Source organism: Acidihalobacter yilgarnensis, from assembly GCF_001753245.1.
GTDB lineage: Bacteria > Pseudomonadota > Gammaproteobacteria > DSM-5130 > Acidihalobacteraceae > Acidihalobacter > Acidihalobacter yilgarnensis.
In genome coordinates, this window is record NZ_CP017415.1 from 3,116,785 (window position 1) to 3,141,243 (window position 24,459).

Here is a 24,459-nt window from a genome sequence, read left to right on the forward strand (position 1 = left end):
AACATGGCCGACGTCATGCCCACGCAACCCGCCACGCGCATCCAGTGGGACCTGCACGATCGCACCTCGCAGCGTGCCGCCTTCCGCGCATTACGTATCGTGTTCGGGCTCATCTGGGTGTTCAACGTGCTCTACCAGCTGCACCCGGCCTACATCGACGGGCTGTTTCTCAAATCCATCGCCGCGCATCACGGACAAGCCGCCTGGTACGTCGCCTATACGCACGGCGCCATGAATCTGATCGCCGCGATCGGTGCCCCGGAAGTGGCGCTATTCACAATCCTCATCGGCGCGCTGCTCGCCCTCTCGTTGCTGACCGGGCTGTGGGTCAGGCCCTTCGCCTGGGTTGGCGCAGTCTTCACCTTCATCATGTGGACGCTCAACGGCCACTTGGGCGGTCCCTATACCCAGGGCGCCACCGATCCGGGCACATTGATCGTCTACTCGCTGGTATTCATCACCATCCTGCTCGCCGAGCCGGCGGCAGGTGCACCGGACGACGACGGCGCACGCGCACGGCGCTATCGCACGCTACGCCTGTTGTTCGGAGCGCTCTGGGCCTTCGACGCAGCCTGGAAATGGGCGCCCTATTTCATCCATCACTCGCTGAGCTATCTCGTGCAATCGGAAGCCGGTCAACCCGGCTGGATCGTCGCCTACATCCAGATATTCGTGGGCGCCATCCACTTGGTTGGGCAGGAAACCTTCGGCATTTTCGCCGCCGTGGCCGAGACCCTCATCGCCATCAGCCTGCTGACCAACCGCGGCATGCGCTACCTGCTGCCCTTCGGCTTGGTCTATTCGCTGGGCGTGTGGACCACCGCGGAAGGCTGGGGCGGCCCCTACGGTGCCGTGACCGGGGTCGGCGGCGACGTACTCGGCACCACCATCATCTACGCACTGGTCTACCTCTACCTGATGGTCATGTACCCGTTGCTGCCGCCGCGCACGGAAAGGACAGGCGAGTAGCGGCCACGGATGGCCGGATTATCCTGGGTAGCTGTGTCTGGGGAAGGGGAAGAAGATGGCAATGGAGCGGGTGAAGGGAATCGAACCCTCGTATGCAGCTTGGGAAGCTGCCGTTCTACCATTGAACTACACCCGCGCGAAGGCGATTCTACGGGGCGGACAGGCGGCAGGGCAAGCTAAGCACACTCGGCCATCCGCCGGAGGGCGGCGCGGTGTTGTAGAATAGGCGCCCACATTCCCGCTACCGCCCGAAGCGATATGCAGATCATCCTCAACGGACAGACGCACGAAGTCCCCGACGGCCTCACGGCACGCGAACTCGTGGCCCTGCTCGAACTCGAAGGCCGCCGGCTCGCACTGGAGGTCAACGAGGAGGTCCTTCCGCGCAGCCGATTCGACGAATATCGGCTCGATGCACAGGACCGCGTGGAAATCGTGCATGCCATCGGCGGCGGCTGAACGCAGAGCGAGCGTCACCATGGCAAGCAATCCGGACACCTTCGAGACCGCATCGACGCAGGCGGACATCCTGCGCATCGGCACGCGCGAATTCAGCTCACGCCTGCTGGTCGGGACCGGCAAATACAAGGACCTGAGCGAGACCCAGGCGGCGGTCGAGGCCAGCGGCGCCGAGATCATCACCGTTGCCATTCGCCGTACCAACATCGGGCAAAACCCCGGCGAACCCAACCTGCTCGACGTCATCCCGCTCGACCGCTACACCCTGCTGCCGAACACGGCTGGCTGCTATTCCGCCAAGGAAGCCGTGCGTACCTGCCGACTGGCGCGCGAGCTGCTGGATGGCCACAACCTGGTCAAGCTAGAGGTGCTGGGCGACGAGAAGACGCTGTTCCCGCACGTCATCGAGACCCTGGATGCCGCCGAGACGCTGATCGCCGACGGCTTCGAGGTCATGGTCTACACCAACGACGACCCGATCATCGCCCGCCGTCTGGAGGAAATGGGCTGCGTGGCAGTGATGCCACTGGCTGCACCCATCGGCTCGGGGCTGGGCATCCGCAATCCCTACAACATCCTCGAAATCATCGAGAATGCGCAGGTGCCGATCATCGTCGATGCCGGCGTGGGCACCGCCTCCGACGCGGCGATTGCCATGGAGCTGGGTTGCGACGGCGTGCTGATGAACACCGCCATCGCGGCCGCGCGCCAGCCCGTGATGATGGCCTCGGCCATGCGCAAGGCCATCGAAGCAGGCCGCGAGGCCTTCCGCGCCGGACGTATGCCACGTAAGCGCTACGCCTCGGCCTCCTCGCCGATCGACGGCACCTTCTTCTGACCTACACCCGGGCGCCAGTACCCGGGCAAGCGACTCCAAGTGACCGATACGACGACCATCCGCCGCATCCGCAGCTTCGTGCGCCGCGAGGGCCGCCTGACGCGTGGCCAGCAGCGCGCCATCGATACGCTCGGCCCACGTTATCTGCTCGACGCAGAAGACCCGCCTTTGTCCTTGCCCGACCTGTTTGGGCGCACGGCACCGGTCACACTGGAAATCGGCTTCGGCGATGGCGAATCGCTGGCCGATCAGGCCACGCGTCACCCGGAACGCGATTACATCGGCATTGAGGTGCACCGCCCCGGCATCGGTCACCTGCTGCAGTTGGTCGAGCGCGACGGTCTCACCAACGTGCGCCTGTTTTGCGCCGACGCCGTGGAGGTGCTGGAACGGCGCATCCCCGACGCGGCGCTGGCCACGGTGCAAATATTCTTCCCCGACCCCTGGCACAAGAAGCGCCACCACAAACGCCGACTGGTCCAACCCGCGTTCGTGGCCCGCCTGGCACGCAAGCTCGCCGTCGGCGGGCATCTACATCTGGCCACAGATTGGGCCGAGTACGCAGAACACATGCTGGAGGTGATGGAATCCACACCGGATTTCGTCAATGCCCACGGCCCGGTTGCCTGGGCGCCCGGGCCTGGCGACCGCCCCGAAACCAAGTTCGAGCGTCGTGGCCAGCGCCTAGGTCACGACGTCTGGGATCTGGTCTATCTCAAGAACTAAACCAGGAGCGCCGAGTCCGAGTCCAACTGTGAAGGGTGCGTATTGATGACGCTTGGCAGGCAAGATGCTCTGCACTAAGTTTCGTTAAGTTCTAGTAACCTGAGTCACGCCGCGGGAGCCGACCGCTCGGTATCGTGAAGGGCCTTTAAGAAACGGGACGACGCGATGGGTGACGATGGGCACAGTAACGACTGGCTCGTCAGGCGCAAGACGATGCTTGCCTCCTGCACCTCCTGCCATCTCCGCGCGCGTTGCGTGATTGCCGCCATCCCGACCCAACATCTGGACGCCATCGGCCATCATGTCCATGCGCTCAGACCGGTACACCGGGGCGATACGATCTACCGTGCCGGCGAACCCGTGCGGCGTCTACTGATCGTCCATGCCGGCAGCGTGAGAACCTCGCTGGCCTGGCGCGGCGGACGCGAGATCATTTGCGACTATCACTTGCCCGGCGATACGCTCGGGCTGGAAGAGCTGCACGCCAGCACCTATGTCACGACCAGCGTGGCGCTGGAATCCACTCAGCTGTGTGAGCTGAGTCACGAGTCGCTCGCTCAGCTGGCCAGCGCCCACCCTGGGCTGCGTGAGCGCATCTGTCTACAGACCAGTCGCGCGCTCACCCGCAGCCACCGGCGTCAGCTTGAAATCGCGGTCAAAACCGTCGAACAGCGCTTGGCGGGCTTCCTGCTGGAGCTGTCGGCACGCTTCGCGGAACGCGGTTATTCGTCATGCGCTTTCCGTCTACCGCTGAGCCGGCAGGAAATCGCCAACCATCTGGGCATGCGCACCGAGACACTGAGTCGCCTGCTCGCGACCTTCCTCCAACGTGGCCTCATCACACTGATCGGTCGCGAGATCCGACTGCTGCAACCGAATCGCTTGGGCGCGCTGTCCGGTGGCTGACCGGTACCGCGCAATCCACTAGACTGCCCACCCACCCGTTCGATCCGTGTGCGCGATAAAATCCGACCAACCACCACCGAGGCCGGGCTGCCGACTCGCCAACTGCTTGGACACGAGCCGACGGAATGCCAATGGAATCACCGGAAACCTTCAAGCCAATCCATCACTCTCCTTTGTTCGAGGGCATGGCTACGGTAGACATCGAACGGATGCTTGCCAGCATGACCCGTATGAACTGGCCGGGGCGCACGCCCGCTTTGAACGGGGCCGACACTGGCGAGCGCTTCTACCTGATCGAACGTGGCCGGGTGAAGATCAGCCGCGCCGCATCCCATAGCGGGCGCGAACTCAGCCTGGAAATTCTCGGCCCCGGCGATGGCTTCAATCTGGTCACGCTACTGGACGGACAACCGCATGCGGTCCTGTGCGAGACACTGGAGCCCACCAGCACGCTGTCGGCACCGTTGGATGCATGGCGGTCATGGTTGGAGTCGCAGCCCGCCCTGCGCCGGGCACTGATGCGCTATGTCGCCGCGCGCCTACGTGCACTGGAAAATCTCGCCGCCGATCTCGCACTGGAGGATACCCAGACGCGCCTGGCGCGCCTGCTGCTCAGCCATCTTGCCGACGAGACACCACAGCGGTCGCCACTGCTGCGCGGTTTACCGCAGGAGGAGCTGGCGCATCTGATCGGCAGCGTGCGCGTGGTCGTCACACGCCTCCTGCAAGGCTTTCGACGTGAGGGATTGGTGCGCCACGAAGCCGGACAATGGATTATTGAGGACATCCGCCGGCTGGCTCAACGTGCTGGCATCACGCCACCCGCCCACCATCACCCTCCCTAGCGCATCAGGGATGCCGTTCGGCCTCCATCGCGGCGGCCATCGGCCGCCATTGCAAACCGTAGAACATTTCAAGATAGCGCCGGGTTTCGGCACGCTCGAAGTTGGTGACGTATTTCCAGAAGCCGTAGACCCGCGACAACGTCATCATTCGCTCCGCGTACAACGCCCAGGTGTAGCGACTGGCGACGCGTTGCAGCGAGGCCTCGGCAATCCGCTCCCAATAACCGGGCGTCTCGGCGCACTGTGCGATGAAATCCGCCATCTTGTCGCTCGCCGCCTCACCATGGTTCGGGTCGATGTGGAAACCCGATACGCCGTCGACAATGATTTCGAGCGGACCACCGTAACGCGTGGCAAAGGTCGGCAGGCCGGAGCTCATCGCTTCGATCACGGTCAAACCGAAGGCCTCGAACAACGCCGGCTGCACGAAGGCGCCGCGCAGGTCCGCGATGTAACGGTACAGCTCACCGGCTAGCGTCTTGTCCAGACGTATACCCAGCCAGCGCACCTGGCCGTCCAATCCATAGCGCTCGAACAGCGTGTGCATCTGCGCAATCTGCGCCTGTTCCTCGCGGTCATCTGAAGCCCCAGGATCGATGTGACCTGCGATCACTAGCAGATTGGCGCCCGCGCGCAAACGCTCGTTGGCGCCGTACCACTCGACCAGACCGGCGATGTTCTTGATCCGGTCAAGGCGCGCCATGGTGAACAATAACGGTCGATCGGGCACCTCGAACTGCCCTCGTGCCGAGGCGCTTGGACCACCGAACACGAGTTCGTCTAATTCGGCGTGCAGGCCGGTCACGCGGCGCTCGGTCTCGGTATAAGAGAAATAGACGTCGGCATCGGCGCCCGGCGAAACGATATTGAACTTGGGATCGAAGATGTCGATCCCGCGCACCACACGGTACAACGATGGCAGGGTAAAGGATTCGTAGCTCTCGTATTGGCCGATGCTGTCGTCTGTGCCGGCGATCTCCTGATAGGTGCTGGTCACGATAAAATCGGCCGCGTTCATCGCAATCAGGTCTGCGGTGTATTGGGTGGCGAAGTGGTATTCGGCATCATTCTCGCGCCAGTACAGGTCGGAGAACAGGTACTTGGTTTTTTCCAGCGCGTGCGCGATGTTGCACTGGGTCACGCCCATGCGGTTGGCCAGCAAACTGGCCACGAGATTGCCATCGGAATAATTGCCGATGATCAAATCTGGCCGACCGTCCAGCTCCGCGATCACCGCCTGTTGCACCTCGCCGGCGAAGCGTTCGAGGTAGGGCCATATTTCGAAGCGCGAAATCCAGTGCGGCACCACGTCGCCCTCTGGATTACGGAAGGGCACACGCAGGATGCGCGAGGCGCGCGTGCCCGAGATCGGCTCTAGTGGCTCGTTACAGGTGGTGCCGTCCGCCTCCGGGATCAGGCGCGTGACGACGACAATATTGGGTTCGATGTCCAGCCCCTGCTCCTCAAGCCGCGCGCGCATCTCCCGCTCAAGCGCACGCACCTGATCAAGGATGTACACGACCTGCCCACCGGTATCCGGGCGCCCGAGCACGTTGGCCTGCCCGAAGTAGCCGTGCGGCGAGAGGATCAAGAGATTGAAAATCATCGGCACTCGCGCCAGGAAGCGTTCAAGTACCGCTGGGTCCGGCGCCTCCAGAATGTCGGAAAGCAGGCGCAGGGTCTCCACCGCGTGTGCCGCATCACGCCCCCAGCCCGGTTCGAAGCCCAGCGGTTTGAGCAAAGGCGCCAGCTCCGCCCAAGGCGTGTCCGGTGCTTGGTGCGCCAGCGCACGCTCCGCACGGCGCAAGGCCGAACGCAGTGCGGCGACGTCGCGGATCTGTTCGCCCAGCATCAGCTGCTGTCCGCGGTAGGCGTGTACACGCAAAAAATCGAGCAGGCTCTGCGCGCGGCGCCCAGACTCCTGAAACAGTTGGCTGGACAGGCCTCGATTGAGAAATTCCACGCCACGGCCGATGGAACGCGCCTCTTCCAGGCGCGGGAATTCGCGATTGAAGGGCGCGATATCGAATTCGAGCTGCCAGGGCAGCTCGGGCTGCGCGAGCACCATCCGCTCCTTGTACGCCAGGAATTCGGAAACATCGAGGCCATCGATATGCAGGGTTTCCGCATTGATGCGCAGGTAGTAGCGGAAGCCGACACCGGGACGTACGGAAAAACCCAGCCAGGGGGCGTCGACTACTGCCTCTTCGGCGGCTGCAACGAAGCGGGTCAGCGGCCCGTCCACCGGCACCTCGCCGCGCGCAGCCAGAAATTCGAGGTAGTGATCCCATAGATCACTGCGCAGCCAGTGGCGCCGTGTGTCCGCGCTCAACCCGCGCAGTAGGAGGTAGAGGGTTTCGCGATGACGTTCCGCATATTCGCGCAGTTCGCCGATGGCCCCGTCCGTCACGTCTTCCGACATATGCGCCTCCTTGAATGGGTGGTGCCGGAATCAGCTCCGGTCAGTCGTAGCGCGGTTGCAATATCTTGCCTAGGAACCGGTAGTGTTCGATGCCTTCGAGTACGCCGGCCGCATGCGCGTCACGTGCGAAATACACCCGCTTCCGGCCCTTGAGGTGTTCAAGCTCCGGGCTGTGGTTGCCAACCACCACGCCGAGACTGTGGCCGATCAGCATTTCCTCGTCGTTGCCGGAATCCCCGGCGACGAGAACATGATCCATGCTCAGCCCCCAGCGATCTGCCACGAAGCGGACCGCCAGCCCCTTCGAAGCGCGAATCGGCAGAATGTCGATGTAGGCCTGGTGTGAGTAGATCACGTTGACGTGTACGCCGCGGCGACGCAATGCACGGCGGATCGCCGGCACGCCCGGCATGCGCGTGGGGTCCGCGTAATAACTCACCTTGTGCCTGCGCTGTTCGCTAGCCGGTTGTAGACGCAAGCCCGGCAGTTCGCGCAACGTCTCGAAAATCGCCTCGCGATCCCAGCGAAAATCGATATGCTGACTCCATTCATGGTCGGCCTGTGGGTTCGCGCCATAGTGCACCTCGCTGCCCACCGCGGTGATCAACAAATCCGGCACTGGCGCGCCCCATTCCTTGAGTATGCGCACCGCGCTGTCGAGGCGTCGACCGGTGGCGATGCCGAAGGCAAGGCTGTGACCGGCAGCTTCGATGACCTTCACCAGCTTCGCCAACGCACCACGGTCACCGATCAAGGTATTGTCGATATCACAGATGAGCATGCGATCGACCGTGGGCAGGCGGCTCTTAGATGCCTTGCTACGCTGGCGGCGACGCGAAATACGACCCAGCTCGCGCAGATAATGCTCGGCGTGTCCAAGCCAGGTGTAGTGCTGACGCACGCCATGCGAACCACGTTGCGACCAGAGGCGCCAGCGGCGTCGGTCGGCCAGCGCATCCGACAAAGCCTGGCCGAGGCCATCGGCGTCATGCGGGTCTATCAGCATGCCGTTGCGACAGTGGCGCAGGATTTCCTGTGGGCCGCCATCGTCGGTCGCGATCACCGGCAGGCCGCTGGCCGCCGCCTCGATCAATGTCAGGCCGAAGGGTTCGGTCCAAGCAGGGTTGACGAACAACCCGCCACTGGCGGTCGCACCCCGGTAGATGCACGGCACGTCATCGGCCGAATGCTGCTTGGGGTAGGCGATGTGGCCATAGAGGTCGTAATCGTCGATCAACTCCAATAGCTCACGCCAGACCCGACTCGCGCCCTTTTCCAGCTCGGCGACATGTTCACGCACGCCGGCCACCAACACGAGATTGGCGCGTTCTCGCAAATCCGGGTGCGCACCGTAAGCCTTGACCAAGGTCGCGAGGTTCTTGCGCTCGTCTGCGCGGGCCAGGGCGAGAATCCATGGCCGCCTGGGGTGACGCAGAAAGCGCTCGATGCCGTGTACGCAGTTGCCCACCCGCTCGTTCTTGACCGCCGGGTGGAAGCGCGAGATATCCACGCCCGGAGGGATGACCGCGACGCGCCGATGTTCGTGGTTATCATAGAGCGCGTACTGGCTATCGACCTCCTGACGCGTGCTGGCGACCACCAGCGACGCCATGTCGAGCGCGTGTTCTTCGGCTTCGATGCGGCGGCTGAGCTGATAGCGGCTCTCGATCAGTGCCTCGTCCTGGCCGCGCCCGAGCAGCAGCCGACGCTTTTCCCGGCCCAGAGAATGCCCGGTGAAGATGAGGGGCACACCGAGCAATGCGGCCAGCCGCGCGCCGGCACGTCCAGCATCGGCATAGTGCGCATGAATCACGTCGGGCACGCGGCCAACGCGGCGGATGTACTGCAACGCCAAGTCTACGAAGCAGTCGAGATAGAGCCAGAGGCGTTCCTTGCGCAAATAGCGCCGAGGGCCGAAGGGGATACGCACGATGCGCGCACGTCCTGCCTCGTCCAGGGGCTCCTCTTCGCGGCGGTAATCATCCGCAACGCGCGGGTCCTCGATACGACGCGTCAGCAAATCGACTCGCGCCACGCGATCGAGCTTGGCCAATGCACGCGTTAGCTCGACCACGTACTGGATTTGCCCGCCGGTATCCGCATCGCGCCCCAGCTCGATATCCTGTCCGCGCACCAAGCCGTGTAGGCTGATGTGCATCAGATACCAGCCTTCCCGCTCAGCTGCTTGCCGTTCCCCTCCAGTCACTCAATATCTCCCGGTAAATGGTGCGGTCGTCGCTCAGCGCCCCTCGCCATCCGCACACGCGAGCGGCGAATGCGGTCGCCCGTCTCAACAGGACCGGCCACGCCCAATCCTCGATCAAACCCAGAATGACAACCGCACTGAAGGCGTCGCCGGCTCCCACGGCGTCGACTAGATCGACAACGGTCGGTGGCGTGACGTGATGCAAATGCTCGCGCCCATCATACACATCCGCTCCCTGTGCGCCCCGCGTCAGCACCACCCGTCCCGCCTGCCGCTCGCGTGCAAGCCGGGCGGCATCGCCGGCCTCCACTAGTCTGATGGCCTCGTCCTCATTCAATTTGAGCCAGGCGGCGCCGACCACCAGTGGCCAAAGCGTGACCATTGACCACCAAGGGTCGCGTAAATTGACGTCTACGAACACTCGCCCGGCAAACGCGGCGCGCAACCCCAGCAGAGTGGCCCGCGAAACCTCGCTGCGCGCGACCAAACTGCCGTGGTAAAACAAGCTGTCGCCGCACCCGCCGAGAGCATCCGGCGGCAGGATATAGTCATAGGCTTGTGCTGGCAGAATATCGTAGCTCGGCTGTCCGTCCGTCAGATGCACCGACACGCGGCCCGTCGGATGCTCGGGATCTATCGCAAGCCAGCGGGTATCGAGCCCCCAATCCTGCATGCGCGCACGCGCCTCTGCTCCCAGCGCGTCCGCGCCCACTCGGCTGACAAAACGCGGATTGAGACCGAAGCCCTGAAGGTGCCAGGCGACGTTGAAGGGTGCGCCGCCCAGGACGCTGTCGTCACCGAAGCAGTCGAACAGCACTTCGCCCATGATCACGGGAAAACGGTCCATCGCACACCCTCGCGAATCGGGTTTGAGTTCGTTCAGTGTCCCACGATCCGTCCCAGCGGCGGGGCGGCGTCGTCATACAGATTGAATCCAGCCGGCAAAATCAGCTCAAGTCCGACAGGCAGGTGGTCCGAATAATTGACGGGGTAGGCTTGAAATTCCCGAGCCTCCAGAGTGGGACTCGCCAGGATGTGATCGAATGATTGCACCGGTCGCCAGCTGGGATAGGTCGCGGCACCATGTTCCGCCATGCGAAGGTCGGTCGTTTGCGTCAGTGCGAGCAGTTCACCCGCCTCCGGCGTACAGTTCAGATCGCCCATCACCACCACATGCCGATACTGGTTGACCAATCTGGCCACGTATTCGAACTGAAGTCGGCGCGTACGGCGTCCCAAGGACAGGTGTAGCAGGATCACCACCAAGGGCTCCTGTACGGGCCCGAAGTGCACCTCAAGCGCCCCACGCCCAGGGATTGGACCGGGCAAGCGGTGCGCTATCACACGGCGCGCATTGTAGCGCCCCAGAAGTCCGAGGGCGTGACGCGCGAAGTGTCCGAGCCGACGGTTAGTTTGGCTATACCAATGAGGGAACATCGCGGTCTGCGCCAGGAATTCCGCCTGGTCCACGAAACCGGTACGCAGACTGCCGACATCGATCTCCTGCAGACCCACCAGATCGAAGTCCGCGATAAACCGCGCGATCGACCGCAGGGTTGCCATGCGTTCCGGATAAGGCAACACATGCTTCCAGCTATGCGTCAGATAATGGCGGTAACGTGAGGTCGTGATGCCGACCTGGATGTTGTAGCTCAGCAGACGAATGTGCTGGCGACTGGGATGCGGACTGGCAAGGGCATTGTTCACAAGCCCAGTGTCGGCCATCTGTCCGTCCGGCTCAAGCACCGCCGTCGGACGTAGCCGCTTTGGTACTCTGCTCCGCCCTAACCTTGCGCACAAGATAGTCGACAATCTGGAACATGCGCGCATAGCTGCCCGCCTGATTCGGGTTCACCCGATAACGCCCATCCACGACCAGCGTCGGCACCCCGGTAATACCATATTCACGCGTCAGCTGGATCGCGCGACGTACGTGGGTCTCGACCGACAGTGATTCGAATGCCGCCTTGAAGCGATGCTCACTGACGCCATGCTGCGCGAACAACGCGGTGACCCCGTCCAGGTTCTCCATGCGGGCACCTTGAGCCTGTATGGCCTTGAACAACACTGGCGTCATCCGTTCTTCGACACCGAGCAGCTCAGCGGTATAGAAGACGCGAGCCATGAAGAACCAGTTAGGCGCCAACACCGCCGGCACCCGTACAAACTCGGCACCGGCCGGTTTGTCGTGACTCAGCCAATGCTCGAGCTTGGGTTCGAGATTCGCGCAATGCGGACATTGATACCAGAAAAATTCCGCGACTTGAACCTTGCCCCCGGACGTATTGACCGGCAACGTGGGACGCGGCGCGATCAACTGATAATCGATGCCCTCGTCAAAGGTTTCGGCGGTCCCGCTGGCCATCGCGGCCAGCGGGAACAGGAGCAGCAGTACCGTCCACAGACGCCACATTGCATGATCTCCGCAGACGAATCTAGGCTCAGAGCTTGCCGTATGAGTGCAAGCCGGACAGCCAGATATTGACGCCAAGGAAACAGAATGTGACCACACCGAGACCCACCAGCGACCACAAGGCCATCGGCTTGCCGCGCCAGCCCTTGGTGAAGCGCATGTGCAACCACGCCGCATAGTTGAGCCACACGATCAACGCCCAGGTTTCCTTGGGATCCCAGGACCAGTAACCACCCCATGCCTCAGCCGCCCACATCGCACCCAAGATGGTTGCCAAGGTGAAGAAGGCAAAACCCAGGGCATTGTAGCGGTACATTACATCGTCCATCAGCTCCAGGCTTGGCAGGCGACTGGCAATGCGCCCTTGCGGATTGAGTCGCTCCGCACGCAGGCGCACAAGATAGGCCGCACCCACCATTGCCGAAAACGAGAAGGCACCGTATCCGACGAAATTGGCCGGTACGTGAATCTTCATCCAGAAGCTTTGCAGCGCCGGAATCAGCGGCTCAATCTTGTCGGCATGCCACACGACGGTGTAATAGATCAGGAAACCTACCGCCGCGGAGACGATCAGCATGGCCAGCGCACCTAGCGCCCGGTTGCGATACTTGGACTCGAAATACAGATATAGCAATGTGGTCAGGGAACAAAACAACACGAACACATCGAAGAGATCGCTAACGGGGATATGCCCAAAGCTCGGGCGGATCAGGTAGGACTCGCGCCACCGCACCATCAGCGAAATGAAGCCCATGGCAACTCCGCTCCAGGCCAACCAGCTACCGGCACGAAGGCTCAGCTCGGAGATGCGGTCGCTCTTCACCACTAAACCAAATACATAAGCCACGGTGGACGCGACCAGTAGTCCGTTCATCCAGGCGATGCCGGCCGGGCTGGACAGCACGTAGTGCAGCACCGGGTTGGTCATCTGGGCGTTATAGTCCGAACCGTAGAGCCAGATCGCGAACAAGCTGACCGCCGCCACGACAATGCTCAGAACCTGCATAGGTCGCCAATTCCAACCTACGGCGATCAAAGATCCGGCAGCAAGCGCAAGAATGCTCTCCTGCCAATACCACATCTGGCTGTTGAAATGGACGTAGACAAAGATGGCCCCGGCGAGCACCACGGCTGCCCAGGCCCAGTCCAACGGGCGTAATCGGCGTAGGAACGAGGGCTTTTCGAGCCCTTCCATAAGATCATGCGGTACGGACGACATCGCGGTGGATCCTCCTCTGTTGGCCAGCGCCAAGCGGCCCGGTCATGGCCGAAGCTTACTGAATAGCGCGTCTTTGAGCTCGGTAAAGTGGTTGTCGAATTCCATCATATTACGGTTGCTGGTACCCGCAAAGAGCACCCGGGTGCCGCCATCGCCTCTGGGTTCTGTACGCAACCAAAAGCGGCGGTGTGAAACGAAAAACATCAGGAAAATACCCGAAAGCAACATCAGGGCGCCAATATAAACCACCGTCGCGCCGGGGTAACGGGTGATCTGGAGACCCGCCGCCTGAATCTGTTTGAAATCGGTCATCTGCAAATATACTGGCGAACCGTATAGCGGCAGCACGCTGAGCGACGGGACCGCTGCTTGGAAGAAATTCCAGTCCTTTTGCGTCGGCGCGGTCACACCGTCTTGCGCCAGCACGCGTCGATAAACGCCCTCAAGCCCCGCGTTGAGTACCTTCAGAAAGGCATCCGCCGCCTCCTTCTGTCGGTCCGCGGGCACGCGCTCACGCACGCTTTCCACCACGGAAGGATAACCGCCCTGGGCGAACAACTGCAGGATACGCTTGATTGATGCCTCGATTTTATCGTGCGTTGAGGCATTCTCGCCCGAGCCCATCGCCTTGAGCGTGGTGCTGGCCATATTGGCGGCTACGTCATCCAGTATGGGCTTCGAATGCAAGGCCTCTGCAAACTGCATAAAGCGTTTTACGCCCCCGTTCGGGCCCATAGGAACATGCAGGTATCGGTAAGGCTGATTGGGCTCGGTACGCACGCCACTGAGGAAATAGCTCGTGCCATCCACCTGCTGCGGCACCAGATAATTGACATATTCGTTCGCCACGCCTTGGGCATTGCGTAGCTTGAAGGTCACGCTGGGGCCGAGATCACGCGGTTTTGTTTCACCATTCTGCCCCGGCACCTGCTCGATGTTGTACATCCGGAAATTGTCGATTTCGAGCTGACGCTTACCATCCTGCGTGTCCAGCGCGTACTTGCCAAACACCGTGCCCTTGAAATCCAACGGCTTACTGGTTCCAACCAGCGACCAGATATTGAACTGCAGCTTGGAACCGCCGTCGCCAAAGCTCGCCTGAAATATCTTGTCACCATCGAAATCCAGAGGGTGGTTGACGCGAATCACGTCGTGCACCGTCTTCCCGGTCTTGGTGTCTTGAACGACCACCTCGCTCTCGAAATCTTTCGGCTGCCCCGTGATGTAGTGCTTCACGGTGAACTTCTTCACCGCCACGGTGAACGGCAACTGCTGCACCACATAACCGTCCTTGAGTTGCAGGAATAGCACATTGGCGGAAGACCCTTCTGGAATACTGACATTGCCGCGATAAGAAGGGTTCCATGTGCCGATGCGACTGGAGGCAGGTACCTGCGACACCGGGATGTCCTGTGTCTCGACCTTGAGCTTACCGAGTGCAACCGCCATCTTGAGAAACATGTTGCTGTCGAGCATTCCGCCGATGAGGATTACCACGATGCCGATATGCGTCAGCAGATAACCGAAGCGGTTGAAACGACCGCGCATCGCCGCAAGCACGCGATGGTCGCCGTGGTCCTGCTCGCGTACGCGATAGCCGTGATTCTCCAGCAGCCGCTTGGCCCGCGCCTCCACCCCAGAAACATCAACAATCGTCTCCTGCTCGACGTGATGGCGCATCAATCGAAGCGACTTGGCCTGCACCTTGAGCCGGTACTGACGCATTTCGCGTAGCATCCGCGGCCCGTTCCGATAGACGCAAACGCTGGTCGACACCACCAGAAAACTCATGATGAAGACGAACCAGGTGGCTGAATAAACGTCGTAGAGCCCCAGATCCCGAAAGACCTTGAACCAGTAGGGCCCAAACCGCAGCAGGTAATCGCTATAGGGCTGGTCCTGCTTGAGCACTGTGCCGATGATGGCCGCGATGCCCACGACCACCAGCAGCGTCACCGCCAAGTTCATCGATCCCAGGAATTCCAGCAGAATGCGGGAAGTACTCTGCGGCGCCCGCGGCGAGGGGCGTGGCGTAAGGGTAGCGGCTTGGCTCATGATTCAATTCGCGGATGCAAGGATAAAAAGGACACAGCTTGGACCATTTTAGTGTCGACGACCAGTCAAAAGTTCCGCGCTGCCGTGCTGTGGAAAGTATCTGGCAAAGCCCGATCAGTGAAGCCCCTGCAAATAAAGCGCGACGGCTTCCATTTCTTTTTTATCCATCCCGGCCACCACATGCGCCATCATCTTGCCAGCATCGTTCACGCGGGAACCACTCTTGAAAGCCTCGAGCTGGGCTACCAGATACTTCGCATGCTGGCCGGCCAAGCGGGGGAAATGATCGAGCTGCCCAGCGCCGCCTACACCGTGGCAGCGAATGCAGGCGCTGATACCCGCACCTGCGGCACCCTCGCGATAGATGCGTTCGCCGAACGCCACGATAGCCGCATCACCAGCAGGCGCGGTCTCCGGCGCTGATGGTGACTGGCTCGCATAGTAGGCAGCCAGCGCACGCAGATTGCCCTCCGTGAGTGCCGCGACCATGGCATTCATGATCACATTCTTGCGCTCACCCTGCTTGAAATTCACCAACTGCTTGTAGAGATAGTCCGCGCTCAGACCCGCCAAATTCGGAAAGTCCGGCGACACGCTGGTGCCGGTGACGCCATGGCAGGCTACGCAGCTGGCCGATAGTTGCTTACCGATGCTCACATCGCCCGCCGTCGTACCTGTTTGCGGCGTGGTTTCCGCCAGGGAGGCCGACGAGACCAGCACGGCCAATAACCCTACGAGGATGCTACGTATTTTCATGCCACTCCCCCACTACCCTTTAACAAAGGATACTCGACAGGTCGATAGTTCTGCGCAGCAGCCCGTAATGGCCTGGCGCCGCGCGCTTGGAACGATACTGCGATACTCAATACAGGCCCTGTATGTACTGTGCCACCGCTCGCATTTGTTGCTCGCTCATACGCGAAGCAATGTCTCGCATCATCTGATTGGGGTCATTGTCGCGTGTACCCCTGGCGAAGGCCTCCAGCTGACTGACGACATATTCCGCGTGCTGCCCGCCCAGACGCGGGTAACCCGCCGGCGCGTTGCCGACACCGTTGGGCGCATGACAGGCCATACAGGCCGGCACCGCACGTCCAAAATCGCCGCCGCGATAAACGGCCTCGCCCATCTTGACCAACCGCTGATCCCCGGTTGCCGATCTGGGTGTCTGACTGGCGAAGAAAGCCGCGAGATGATCGATATCCTCTGCGCTCAGCTTCGCCGTCATGCCATTCATGATGGCATTCTTGCGGCGACCGTCCTTGAAGTCGGTGAGCTGTTTGACGAGATATTTGAAGTTTTGCCCGGCAAGATTGGGGTATTGCGGATTCAGGCCGCTACCACTGGCGCCATGACAGGCGGCGCACGTGGTCGACAACCGTTGCCCTATGGCGGGGTTGCCCGCCGCATACGCCTGACTGCCGGCGAACAGAAAGACCGCCAAGGCAGCCGACACCTTCCATCTGCTGATCATCACATCCCCCCATCTGGCCGTACCAGGGCCTTGTTATGATGCGGACCGCCCTGCCCGGGCGTCCGTTTTTATAGTCATTATTATTCACGGCTTATACCATAGCCCTCCAGTCACGGCAAAAGGGCCTGCATGCACAAGCGCTACCAGAACACGCAATTCCTCACCAGCGCCACCAGTTTGCGGGGGATGCCAACCGACAGCGTACGCGAGGCGGCCTTCGCCGGTCGCTCCAACGCGGGCAAATCCAGCGCTCTGAACCGGATATGCCACCAGAAATCACTGGCGCGCACCAGTAAGACACCGGGGCGCACCCAGCAGATCAACTTTTTCACCGTATCCGACGACCGTTACCTAGTCGATCTGCCCGGCTACGGCTATGCCAAGGTGGCCAAATCGCAGCAACAGCAGTGGGGACCCATGCTCCGTCAGTACCTGCTCGGGCGCTCGGCGCTTGCGGGCTTGATCCTGCTGATGGATATCCGCCATCCCATGACTCCGCTCGACGATCAACTGTTGAACCATTGCCGCGAGGGGGGGTGCCAATCCACATCCTGCTCACCAAGGCGGACAAACTCAAACGGGGCCCCGCCATCGCGACGCTGCGCGAAGTTGAGCAGCAACTTGCCAGAGAGGGTTATGACGCCAGCGCGCAGCTGTTTTCTTCGCTCAGCGGCGAGGGGTTGGACGCGGCACAAGCGCGTCTTGATGAATGGCTTGCCTTTGACGAGGTGCCACCTCTAAACGCCGAGCCTCCCCAATCGGACTCAGGGCCAGAGGCGCTGTAATTCACCTTCGCGCGCAATGCGGTCAAGCAGCCGGGCCTTGGCCGCCGCTACGCTGGGGTCGGCCCGCTCTTCATGCTGCAAGGCGCGCACCCATTGCTGCAACGCGGCAGCGCGTAGCATGACCGGCCAGGCACCCCGCTCGATCGGGGTCAGTACGACAACCGCATGGTAGGCCTCAAGCATCGCCAGTACGCGTTCGGGGTCCAGGCTACCGTCCGCTAGCGAACAGCACGCGGTCGTCGCAATGGCCAGATCACGCAGCCGAGCATCCGTGCGGGCGCGTTCAAGACCCAGGACGCCACATAGACGCCCATCGTCGAAGAGCAGCGCCTCAGGAGCGATATCGCCATGTATGAGGCCTTGTGGCAGATCACTGAAGCGATACAGACCCTGAAAGCGTATTTCGTCACGCAGCAACGCCGCATCGGCGGCGGCCAGCTCGGGCGCCAGCATCGGTGCGATATCTCGCCACTCGCGTACCGTCGAGCCCGTTGTTTGTACGGGCACGCATTGCCCCGCGAGCCGATGCAGACGCGCCAGCAATTCACCGACCCTGGCGCAGTGCGCGGCTGTATGGGACGCCAAGACCCGCCCCGCAGGACAGGCACTCAGGATCGCGGATCGACCGCCGAGCCAGCCGAACAACCGACCATCATGATCGGCAACGGGATTCGGACACGGAATATCGGCACCCTGCAGACAAAGGAACAAGGTCGCAACCATCGCCGCCTGCTGGGCCTCACCCTCGTCGAACAGGTGCAATAGTCGAGCCCCTTGCGAAGTTCTCAGTCGATAGGCGCTCGCCATAGACATCGCGACCGGCAACTCGTCGGCAAGCATTTCATCGGTTCCGTAGGCAGCAAGAAACGACCGCAGTGCAACGACATCGATGGGCGGTACCGAGAGGGTGGGCATGACCTAAAGATCCAGCAGGCGCTCGCGCTCCTCCGGCGAAGGCTCGAAGTCGCGTTGCTCGTAATGATCAAAAATCGCGTTGACCGCATCCGCCGCGTTATCCACCACGGTCATCAAATCGATGTCGGCAGCACTGATCGTGCCCTCGGTCACGAGTACTTCGCGAAACCACGTCAACAACCCGTCCCAGAAAGGGCTGTGGACCAGAATGATGGGAATACGCCGCGTCTTGCCGGTCTGCACCAGGGTCAGTATCTCGGCCAGCTCGTCCAACGTGCCGAAACCACCGGGTAGCACCACATAGGCCGAGGCGTATTTGACGAACATGACCTTGCGCGAGAAAAAATGGCGAAAGGTCAGTGAAAGATCCTGGTAGTCGTTGCTGTTTTGCTCGTGTGGCAACTGGATGTTGAGCCCGACGGATAACGATTTGCCCTGATACGCACCCTTGTTGGCGGCCTCCATGAGCCCTGGCCCACCACCGCTGACCACGGCAAAGCCGGCCTCCGACAAACGCAGCGCAATGTCTTCGGTCAACCGGTAGAGCGGGCTTTCCTGCGGTATGCGTGCCGAACCGAAGATACTCACCGACGGCCGGATACGCGCCAAGCGCTCGAAGCCCTCCACAAATTCGGCCATGACCTGGAAAATTTTCCAGCTCTCGCGGGTCAGCTCCGAGTCGTTCAGGGGCCACAATTCGGGGTGGTGCGGGCGGTCGTGCAGGTTCATAGGATCTACCGCGTATGCATCGAGGAAAAGGCCGCCGTTTTAACACAAATAGCGCTTCGGCATAAGGCACGCTGCAATTACTGACGTATCGCAGGTAACCTATGGCACTACCCGTTACTGTGCGAAGTCCATGAGCCAAGCCCCCCTCGTCCTCGTCGACGGCTCCTCCTACCTGTACCGCGCCTTCCACGCGCTGCCGCCACTGACCAGCCCAATGGGCGCGCCTACTGGTGCGATCTACGGGGTCGCGAACATGCTTCGTCGATTGCTGAAGGACTATCAACCCACCCACCTGGCCGTGGTCTTCGACGCCAAGGGCAAGACCTTCCGCGACGAGTTATACGCCGAATACAAGGCCCATCGTCCGCCCATGCCTGAGGATCTCGCGGCACAAATCCAGCCGCTGCATGCCCTGCTGCGCGCCATGGGATTGCCGATCCTGGTCGTCGACGGCGTCGAGGCCGACGATGTGATCGGCGCACTGGCCCGGCGCGCCGCCGAGCGGGGCGAGCACGTGGTGATCTCGTCCGGCGACAAGGATCTCGCGCAGCTCGTCGATATCCACATCACCCTGGTCAACACCATGAGCGGTGCCGTACTCGACCGCGCGGGTGTGATCGAGAAATTCGGCGTTCCACCCGAACGCATCATCGACTATCTCGCGCTGATCGGCGACAGCGTGGACAATGTACCCGGCGTGGAGAAATGCGGCCCGAAGACCGCAGTGAAGTGGTTGGCGGCTTATGACACGCTCGACGGCGTCATCGCTCACGCCGACGAAATCAAGGGCAAGGTCGGCGACAACCTGCGCCGCGCGCTGGACGATCTGCCACGCTCCCGCGAGCTGGTAACCCTACGCACCGATCTTGATCTCGATTACCGCCCGGAAACCCTGGCACTCGCGCCGCCAGACCTGGAAATACTGCGCGAGCAACTCGGCGAGTTCGGCTTCACCTCCTGGCTGCGCGAGCTCACACCCGAAGAGGCGGAGGCGACGGGCGACGACAAGCCCCCCCATCAACCACCGGCACCTACGAGGCCATCCTTGACGAGGGCGCACTCGAACGCTGGCTCGAACGCATCGAGGGCGCCGAACTGATTGCCTTCGACACCGAGACCACCAGTCTGGACTACATGCAGGCACGTATCGTCGGCCTATCGTTCGCGATACGCCCTGGCGAGGCGGCCTACGTGCCGTTGGCGCACGACTACCCCGGCGCACCCGAGCAACTCGACCGCGAACGCACGCTCGCACGACTCAAACCGCTACTCGAGGACCCTGCCCGCGCCAAGGTCGGACACCACCTCAAGTACGACCGTAATGTACTGCTACACCATGGCATTGCTCTGGAAGGCATTCGCCACGACACCATGCTCGAATCCTACATCCTCGATTCAACCGCCACGCGCCACGATCTTGATACCCTTTGCCAAGCTCACCTGGGCCACCACAACATTGCCTACGCGGATGTCGCCGGCAAGGGTGCCAAACAGATCCCCTTCAGCGCGGTCGCCATCGACGACGCCACACCCTACGCCGCCGAAGACGCCGACATGACCCTCTCGCTACACGAGGTGTTCTGGCCGAAACTCAGCCAGAACGAGAAGCAACGGCAGGTTTACGAGGAAATCGAAATCCCGTTGGTCCGGGTACTCTCGCGTATGGAATGGAACGGCGTGTGCGTGAATGCCGCGCAATTGCGCGTTCAGAGCGCCGAATTGGCGGCGCAGATGAGCCGCCTCGAACGCGAGGCGCGCGAGATCGCCGGCAGCGCCTTCAACCTCGGCTCACCCAAGCAGATTCAGGACATCCTTTACGGCCAGATGGGCTTGCCGGTGATCCGCAAGACACCCAAGGGCCAACCATCCACCGCGGAAGACGTGCTTGAAGAACTCGCCCTACAGCACGAACTGCCGAGGGTCATCCTCGAACACCGGACCCTCGCCAAGCTCAAATCGACCTATACCGACCGCCTACCCGAGCGTATCGACCCCGACACCGGACGGGTACACACCTCTTATCACCAGGCAGTGGCCTCGACCGGACGATTGTCGTCCTCCGATCCCAACCTGCAGAACATCCCCGTGCGCACCGAGGCCGGGCGGCGCATCCGCCAAGCCTTCGTGGCACCGCCGGGGCATCTGCTCCTGGCAGCGGATTACTCACAGATCGAGCTGCGGATCATGGCCCATCTGTCGGGAGATGAAGGCCTGCGACGCGCCTTCGCGGCAGGGCAAGACATCCATCGCGCCACCGCTGCGGAAGTTTTCGGCGTCGCGCCGGAAGCAGTTGACACGGATCAGCGGCGTGCCGCGAAGGCCATCAACTTCGGCCTGATCTACGGGATGTCCGCCTTTGGATTGGCCAAACAGCTCGGTATCGGACGCAATGACGCTCAGGCCTACGTCGACCGCTACTTCGTACGCTACCCAGGTGTACATCGCTACATGGAGGCAACGCGCGCGCAGGCGGCCGAACGCGGCTATGTCGAAACGCTATTCGGGCGTCGCCTGCATCTGCCTGAGATTCGATCGCGCAACGCCCAGCGACGCGCACAGGCCGAACGCGTCGCCATCAATGCGCCCATGCAAGGCACCGCCGCCGATATCATCAAGCGTGCCATGCTCGCAGTAGATGGCTGGATCGAACGTGAGGCCGAGGACATCCGCCTGATCATGCAGGTACACGACGAACTCGTATTGGAAGTCCCCGAGTCGCGTATCGACGCCGCACGCGACACGATCCGTATCCATATGGAAGGTGCCGCCGCGCTCGATGTCCCCCTGGTAGTCGACATCGGCATAGGCCCTGACTGGAATGCCGCTCATTAAATCCGCGTGACGAGAATAAGAAAATCGGATGAATCCGAACCGAACTCCGGCGTTCCAACGCCATCAAAGTATTTAAGCGCTTAGCCCGGCGCTCCCGCCGTCTCCCTGGCGGGCTCGACTTGTCTCCCCCTTCAAGTCGATGATTTCTTGCCCCGGCCCCGTGCCGGGGTTTTCTTTAATGCCCTGTCGAAAATCTCGCCACACCACTGCGTGGCGTGACGTGAAACTTTTCACAAACTGCCCGGTCTGACGTTATGAGTGCTTAGCCCGCACTCACCCGCCGCAAGGCGGGGACGACTTGTCTCCCCCCCTTCAAGTCGATGCAACTGCCCCGGCCCTGTGCCGGGGCTTCTTTTTTATACACGGCCCACCCGTATGAAACTTTTCACAAACTGTCCGGTCTGAGTTTGTGAGCGCTTAGCCCGGCGCTCACCCGCCGCAAGGCGGGGACGACTTGTCTCCCCCCCTTCAAGTCGAATTGCATGGCCCCAGCCTTCGAGCCGGGGCCTTTTTTTTGCCTGAGCCGAACGGCATGAAACTTTTCCCCTAACGTCCGGTCTGAGTTTGTGAGCGCTTAGCCCAGCGCTCACCCGCCGCAAGGCGGGACGACTTGTCTCCCCCCCTTCAAGTCGAATTGCATGGCCCCAGCCTTCGAGCCGGGGCCTTTTTTTTGCCCTGAACCGAACGGCATGAAACTTTTCCACTAACGCCCGGTCAGAGGTTATGAGCGCTTAGCCCGGCGCTCACCCGCCGCAAGGCGGGACGACTTGTCTCCCCCTTCAAGTCGAATTGCATGGCCCCAGCCTTCGAGCCGGGGCCTTTTTTTTGCCCCGTCCGCGCGATCCAAATAGGTTTGCCTTGAATTCAACGCGACGGCATCAGCGCGCGAGCGGTCCACCATGGTCGCACTGCGGATAGATTTGCAGCACTACGACTCGACTCGAAGGGGGTTGTAGCGCGGGGTGGCCGCTTTGTCGCCAGACACGGCTCATCCGACGAACCCAGCAATGGACTGGATGTCGCCGCGCGGACCTATCTGTATGCACGCTTCGCCGCCGAGCGGGAACGACGCGTGATCCTGTTCACGACCCACGACGGCCATTTTGCGGAACAGGCCGGCGCAACCCATACCCGATCAAAACCCTGTTCGCCAACATCGACGTTGGAGCGCGTTGATCGGGCTCAGAGTAGCGCGCCGAGCAGTCCAGCCGTGTTGTAGTAAAGTCGGCGCGGCCAGGACAGGCGCAACCAACGCGCGGGGTCGACGGCGCCTGCATCCACCATGTAACGTCCCTGTAGCGCACGCAGCTCCTGCGTGAAGGGCTCGCTATAGACAATCACCGACACCTCGAAATTGATCTCAAAACTGCGCCGATCGAGATTCGCCGAACCCAGAATACTCAGGCGGCCGTCCACCGTCAGCGTCTTGGCGTGCAACAGGCCGCGCCGGTATTCGAGAATCTCCACACCGCTTTCGAGCAAATCGGCGTAGAAACTGCGGCTGGCCGCCGCCACCATGCGCGAATCGTTGCGGGCCGGCACTACCAAGCGCATGCGCGTGCCGCAGCGGGCGGTGGCGTGAATCGAGGCGATGGTCCCCTCATCGGGCACGAGATAGGGCGAAGTGATCACGACCTCTTCGCGCGCCAGATGCAAGGCGGCCTGCTGCACTTGGCGCATGGCATAGTTGTACGACATCGGCCCGGTGCCGATGATCTGGGCATCGATACCACCCAGCTCCGGCTCGGGGCGGATGCTCAGCACCTCGCCCAGCCACTCGCGGCTATCGAGGAACCAGTCCTCGACGAACAGGCGCTGCAGATCCCAGGCGACCGGGCCTCGAATACGTACCGAGGCATCCACCCAAGGCGCGTAGCGCGCCTTGGGTGCAAAGGCCGCGTCGGCGATGTTCTGACTGCCGGCATAAGCGATCACACCGTCGATCACCGCCAGCTTGCGATGATTGCGGATGTCCATACGTGCCAGCAGCGCGCGTAACGGGCTGACCGGCAACGAGGCCACCACCTCGACGCCCGCCTGGTCCAGATGGCGTCTGAGCGGCGAAGCCAGAAACGCCTTGGAACCGATGGCATCCACCAGCAGACGGCAGGGCACTCCGCGACGGGCCGCGCGGATCAGTGCCTCGGCTACGGCATGCCCGGAAGCATCCGGGAGATAGATGTACGAGAGCAAATGGCAGTGCAGATGAGCCGTGTCGATATCGCCAACCAAGGCATCAATCAGGGCAGCCGAATCGCTGATCAAGCGGATCTGATTGCCCCTGCGGGCACGCGTCCCCCCCACCGATTGCGCCAGTGCCGCAATCGGCGCGTAATCCGGCGCCAACGCAGCGGGATGGTCTTCGTGGGGCACGCCCAACACCTCGCGTTGGTGTTCGCGCAGCATGGTGTGCAGACGCAGACGTCGCCGCCCAAGGCGTACCTCGCCCACCATCAGGTAAAGCAGCGGCCCGGCCACCGGCACCAGCATGACGACCACGATCCAGGCCAGTCGAGCGCTGGGCTGACCGTTGCGCCGCACCAAAATCCGGATGACGACGATCAGCCGGATCAGCAGCTCCCCGGCAACAGCCAATGAGGTGATGGGTTCTCCGAACATGGCCGGAGTGTGCCAGAGCGAGCGCCGGCACAATAGCCCGCGCACAG

19 protein-coding genes, 1 tRNA gene and 2 pseudogenes are annotated in these 24,459 nt (G+C 61.9%); 9 read left to right on the top strand and 13 right to left on the bottom strand.

Annotated elements, in window-relative coordinates:
* The first annotated feature begins 3 nt into the window (after positions 1-3).
* Positions 4-969, top strand: coding sequence for a hypothetical protein (locus tag BI364_RS15055; protein WP_083251446.1), 966 nt, complete (start codon positions 4-6; stop codon positions 967-969).
* Between the two features lie 62 nt (positions 970-1,031).
* Here BI364_RS15055 and BI364_RS15060 read toward each other — a convergent pair.
* A tRNA-Gly gene (locus BI364_RS15060) sits at positions 1,032-1,105 on the bottom strand.
* 122 nt (positions 1,106-1,227) lie between these two features.
* Between BI364_RS15060 and thiS the strand changes: the two genes are divergently transcribed.
* The 5 genes from thiS to BI364_RS15085 all read left to right on the top strand — a co-directional run bounded on the left by thiS (position 1,228) and on the right by BI364_RS15085 (position 4,743).
* The gene (gene thiS / locus BI364_RS15065) at positions 1,228-1,428 is read left to right on the top strand and encodes a sulfur carrier protein ThiS (protein WP_070079438.1); all 201 of its coding nucleotides are present in this window, start codon (positions 1,228-1,230) and stop codon (positions 1,426-1,428) included.
* Between the two features lie 19 nt (positions 1,429-1,447).
* Entirely contained in the window at positions 1,448-2,266 is an 819-nt protein-coding gene (locus BI364_RS15070; RefSeq protein ID WP_070080128.1) for a thiazole synthase, read from the top strand.
* A 39-nt stretch (positions 2,267-2,305) separates the two neighbouring features.
* The gene (trmB, locus tag BI364_RS15075) at positions 2,306-2,992 is read left to right on the top strand and encodes a tRNA (guanosine(46)-N7)-methyltransferase TrmB (RefSeq protein WP_070079439.1); all 687 of its coding nucleotides are present in this window, start codon (positions 2,306-2,308) and stop codon (positions 2,990-2,992) included.
* 165 nt (positions 2,993-3,157) lie between these two features.
* Entirely contained in the window at positions 3,158-3,898 is a 741-nt protein-coding gene (locus BI364_RS15080; RefSeq protein WP_070079440.1) for a helix-turn-helix domain-containing protein, read from the top strand.
* A 125-nt stretch (positions 3,899-4,023) separates the two neighbouring features.
* On the top strand, positions 4,024-4,743 hold the full coding sequence (locus BI364_RS15085) for a Crp/Fnr family transcriptional regulator (protein WP_083251447.1): 720 nt from the start codon (positions 4,024-4,026) through the stop codon (positions 4,741-4,743).
* 4 nt (positions 4,744-4,747) lie between these two features.
* Here the strand turns inward: BI364_RS15085 and BI364_RS15090 are convergent, their stop codons facing one another.
* From BI364_RS15090 to BI364_RS15130, 9 genes are all read right to left on the bottom strand, one after another.
* Positions 4,748-7,165: a sucrose synthase gene (locus BI364_RS15090; RefSeq protein WP_070079442.1), complete on the bottom strand. Its 2,418-nt coding sequence runs from the start codon at positions 7,163-7,165 to the stop codon at positions 4,748-4,750.
* A 40-nt stretch (positions 7,166-7,205) separates the two neighbouring features.
* Positions 7,206-9,323 carry an HAD-IIB family hydrolase gene (locus BI364_RS15095; RefSeq protein WP_070079443.1) on the bottom strand — a complete coding sequence of 706 codons (2,118 nt, stop codon included), beginning with the start codon at positions 9,321-9,323 and terminating at the stop codon, positions 7,206-7,208.
* A 19-nt stretch (positions 9,324-9,342) separates the two neighbouring features.
* Positions 9,343-10,218 carry a carbohydrate kinase family protein gene (locus BI364_RS15100; RefSeq protein WP_070079444.1) on the bottom strand — a complete coding sequence of 292 codons (876 nt, stop codon included), beginning with the start codon at positions 10,216-10,218 and terminating at the stop codon, positions 9,343-9,345.
* Between the two features lie 32 nt (positions 10,219-10,250).
* Positions 10,251-11,096 carry an endonuclease/exonuclease/phosphatase family protein gene (locus BI364_RS15105; protein ID WP_070080129.1) on the bottom strand — a complete coding sequence of 282 codons (846 nt, stop codon included), beginning with the start codon at positions 11,094-11,096 and terminating at the stop codon, positions 10,251-10,253.
* A gap of 13 nt (positions 11,097-11,109) precedes the next feature.
* Complete coding sequence (locus BI364_RS15110; protein WP_070079445.1) at positions 11,110-11,784, bottom strand: thiol:disulfide interchange protein DsbA/DsbL; 675 nt, start codon at positions 11,782-11,784, stop codon at positions 11,110-11,112.
* Positions 11,785-11,812: 28 nt separating this feature from the next.
* Positions 11,813-13,003, bottom strand: a complete 1,191-nt coding sequence (ccsB, locus tag BI364_RS15115; protein ID WP_070079446.1) for a c-type cytochrome biogenesis protein CcsB — start codon at positions 13,001-13,003, stop codon at positions 11,813-11,815.
* Positions 13,004-13,045: 42 nt separating this feature from the next.
* The gene (locus BI364_RS15120) at positions 13,046-15,058 is read right to left on the bottom strand and encodes a cytochrome c biogenesis protein ResB (RefSeq protein WP_070079447.1); all 2,013 of its coding nucleotides are present in this window, start codon (positions 15,056-15,058) and stop codon (positions 13,046-13,048) included.
* Between the two features lie 114 nt (positions 15,059-15,172).
* Positions 15,173-15,814, bottom strand: a complete 642-nt coding sequence (locus BI364_RS15125) for a c-type cytochrome (RefSeq protein ID WP_070079448.1) — start codon at positions 15,812-15,814, stop codon at positions 15,173-15,175.
* Positions 15,815-15,920: 106 nt separating this feature from the next.
* Positions 15,921-16,532, bottom strand: a complete 612-nt coding sequence (locus tag BI364_RS15130; protein WP_070079449.1) for a c-type cytochrome — start codon at positions 16,530-16,532, stop codon at positions 15,921-15,923.
* Positions 16,533-16,718: 186 nt separating this feature from the next.
* Here BI364_RS15130 and yihA point away from each other — a divergent pair.
* Positions 16,719-17,015: pseudogene (yihA, locus tag BI364_RS19015) on the top strand (ribosome biogenesis GTP-binding protein YihA/YsxC); the annotation flags it as partial.
* A gap of 53 nt (positions 17,016-17,068) precedes the next feature.
* Entirely contained in the window at positions 17,069-17,317 is a 249-nt protein-coding gene (locus tag BI364_RS19020) for a hypothetical protein (protein WP_322111784.1), read from the top strand.
* Here BI364_RS19020 and BI364_RS15140 read toward each other — a convergent pair.
* On the bottom strand, positions 17,297-18,232 hold the full coding sequence (locus BI364_RS15140; RefSeq protein ID WP_070079450.1) for a homoserine kinase: 936 nt from the start codon (positions 18,230-18,232) through the stop codon (positions 17,297-17,299). The genes BI364_RS19020 and BI364_RS15140 overlap by 21 nt on opposite strands.
* A 3-nt stretch (positions 18,233-18,235) precedes the next feature.
* Positions 18,236-18,961, bottom strand: coding sequence for an LOG family protein (locus tag BI364_RS15145; protein WP_070079451.1), 726 nt, complete (start codon positions 18,959-18,961; stop codon positions 18,236-18,238).
* A gap of 130 nt (positions 18,962-19,091) precedes the next feature.
* On the opposite strand from BI364_RS15145, the pseudogene polA reads away from it, so the two are divergent.
* Positions 19,092-21,793, top strand: a pseudogene (polA, locus tag BI364_RS15150) (DNA polymerase I).
* 1,182 nt (positions 21,794-22,975) lie between these two features.
* Here polA and cls read toward each other — a convergent pair.
* A complete protein-coding gene (gene cls / locus BI364_RS15155; RefSeq protein WP_070079452.1) occupies positions 22,976-24,412 on the bottom strand; it encodes a cardiolipin synthase in 1,437 nt (478 codons plus the stop codon).
* Positions 24,413-24,459: the final 47 nt, after the last annotated feature.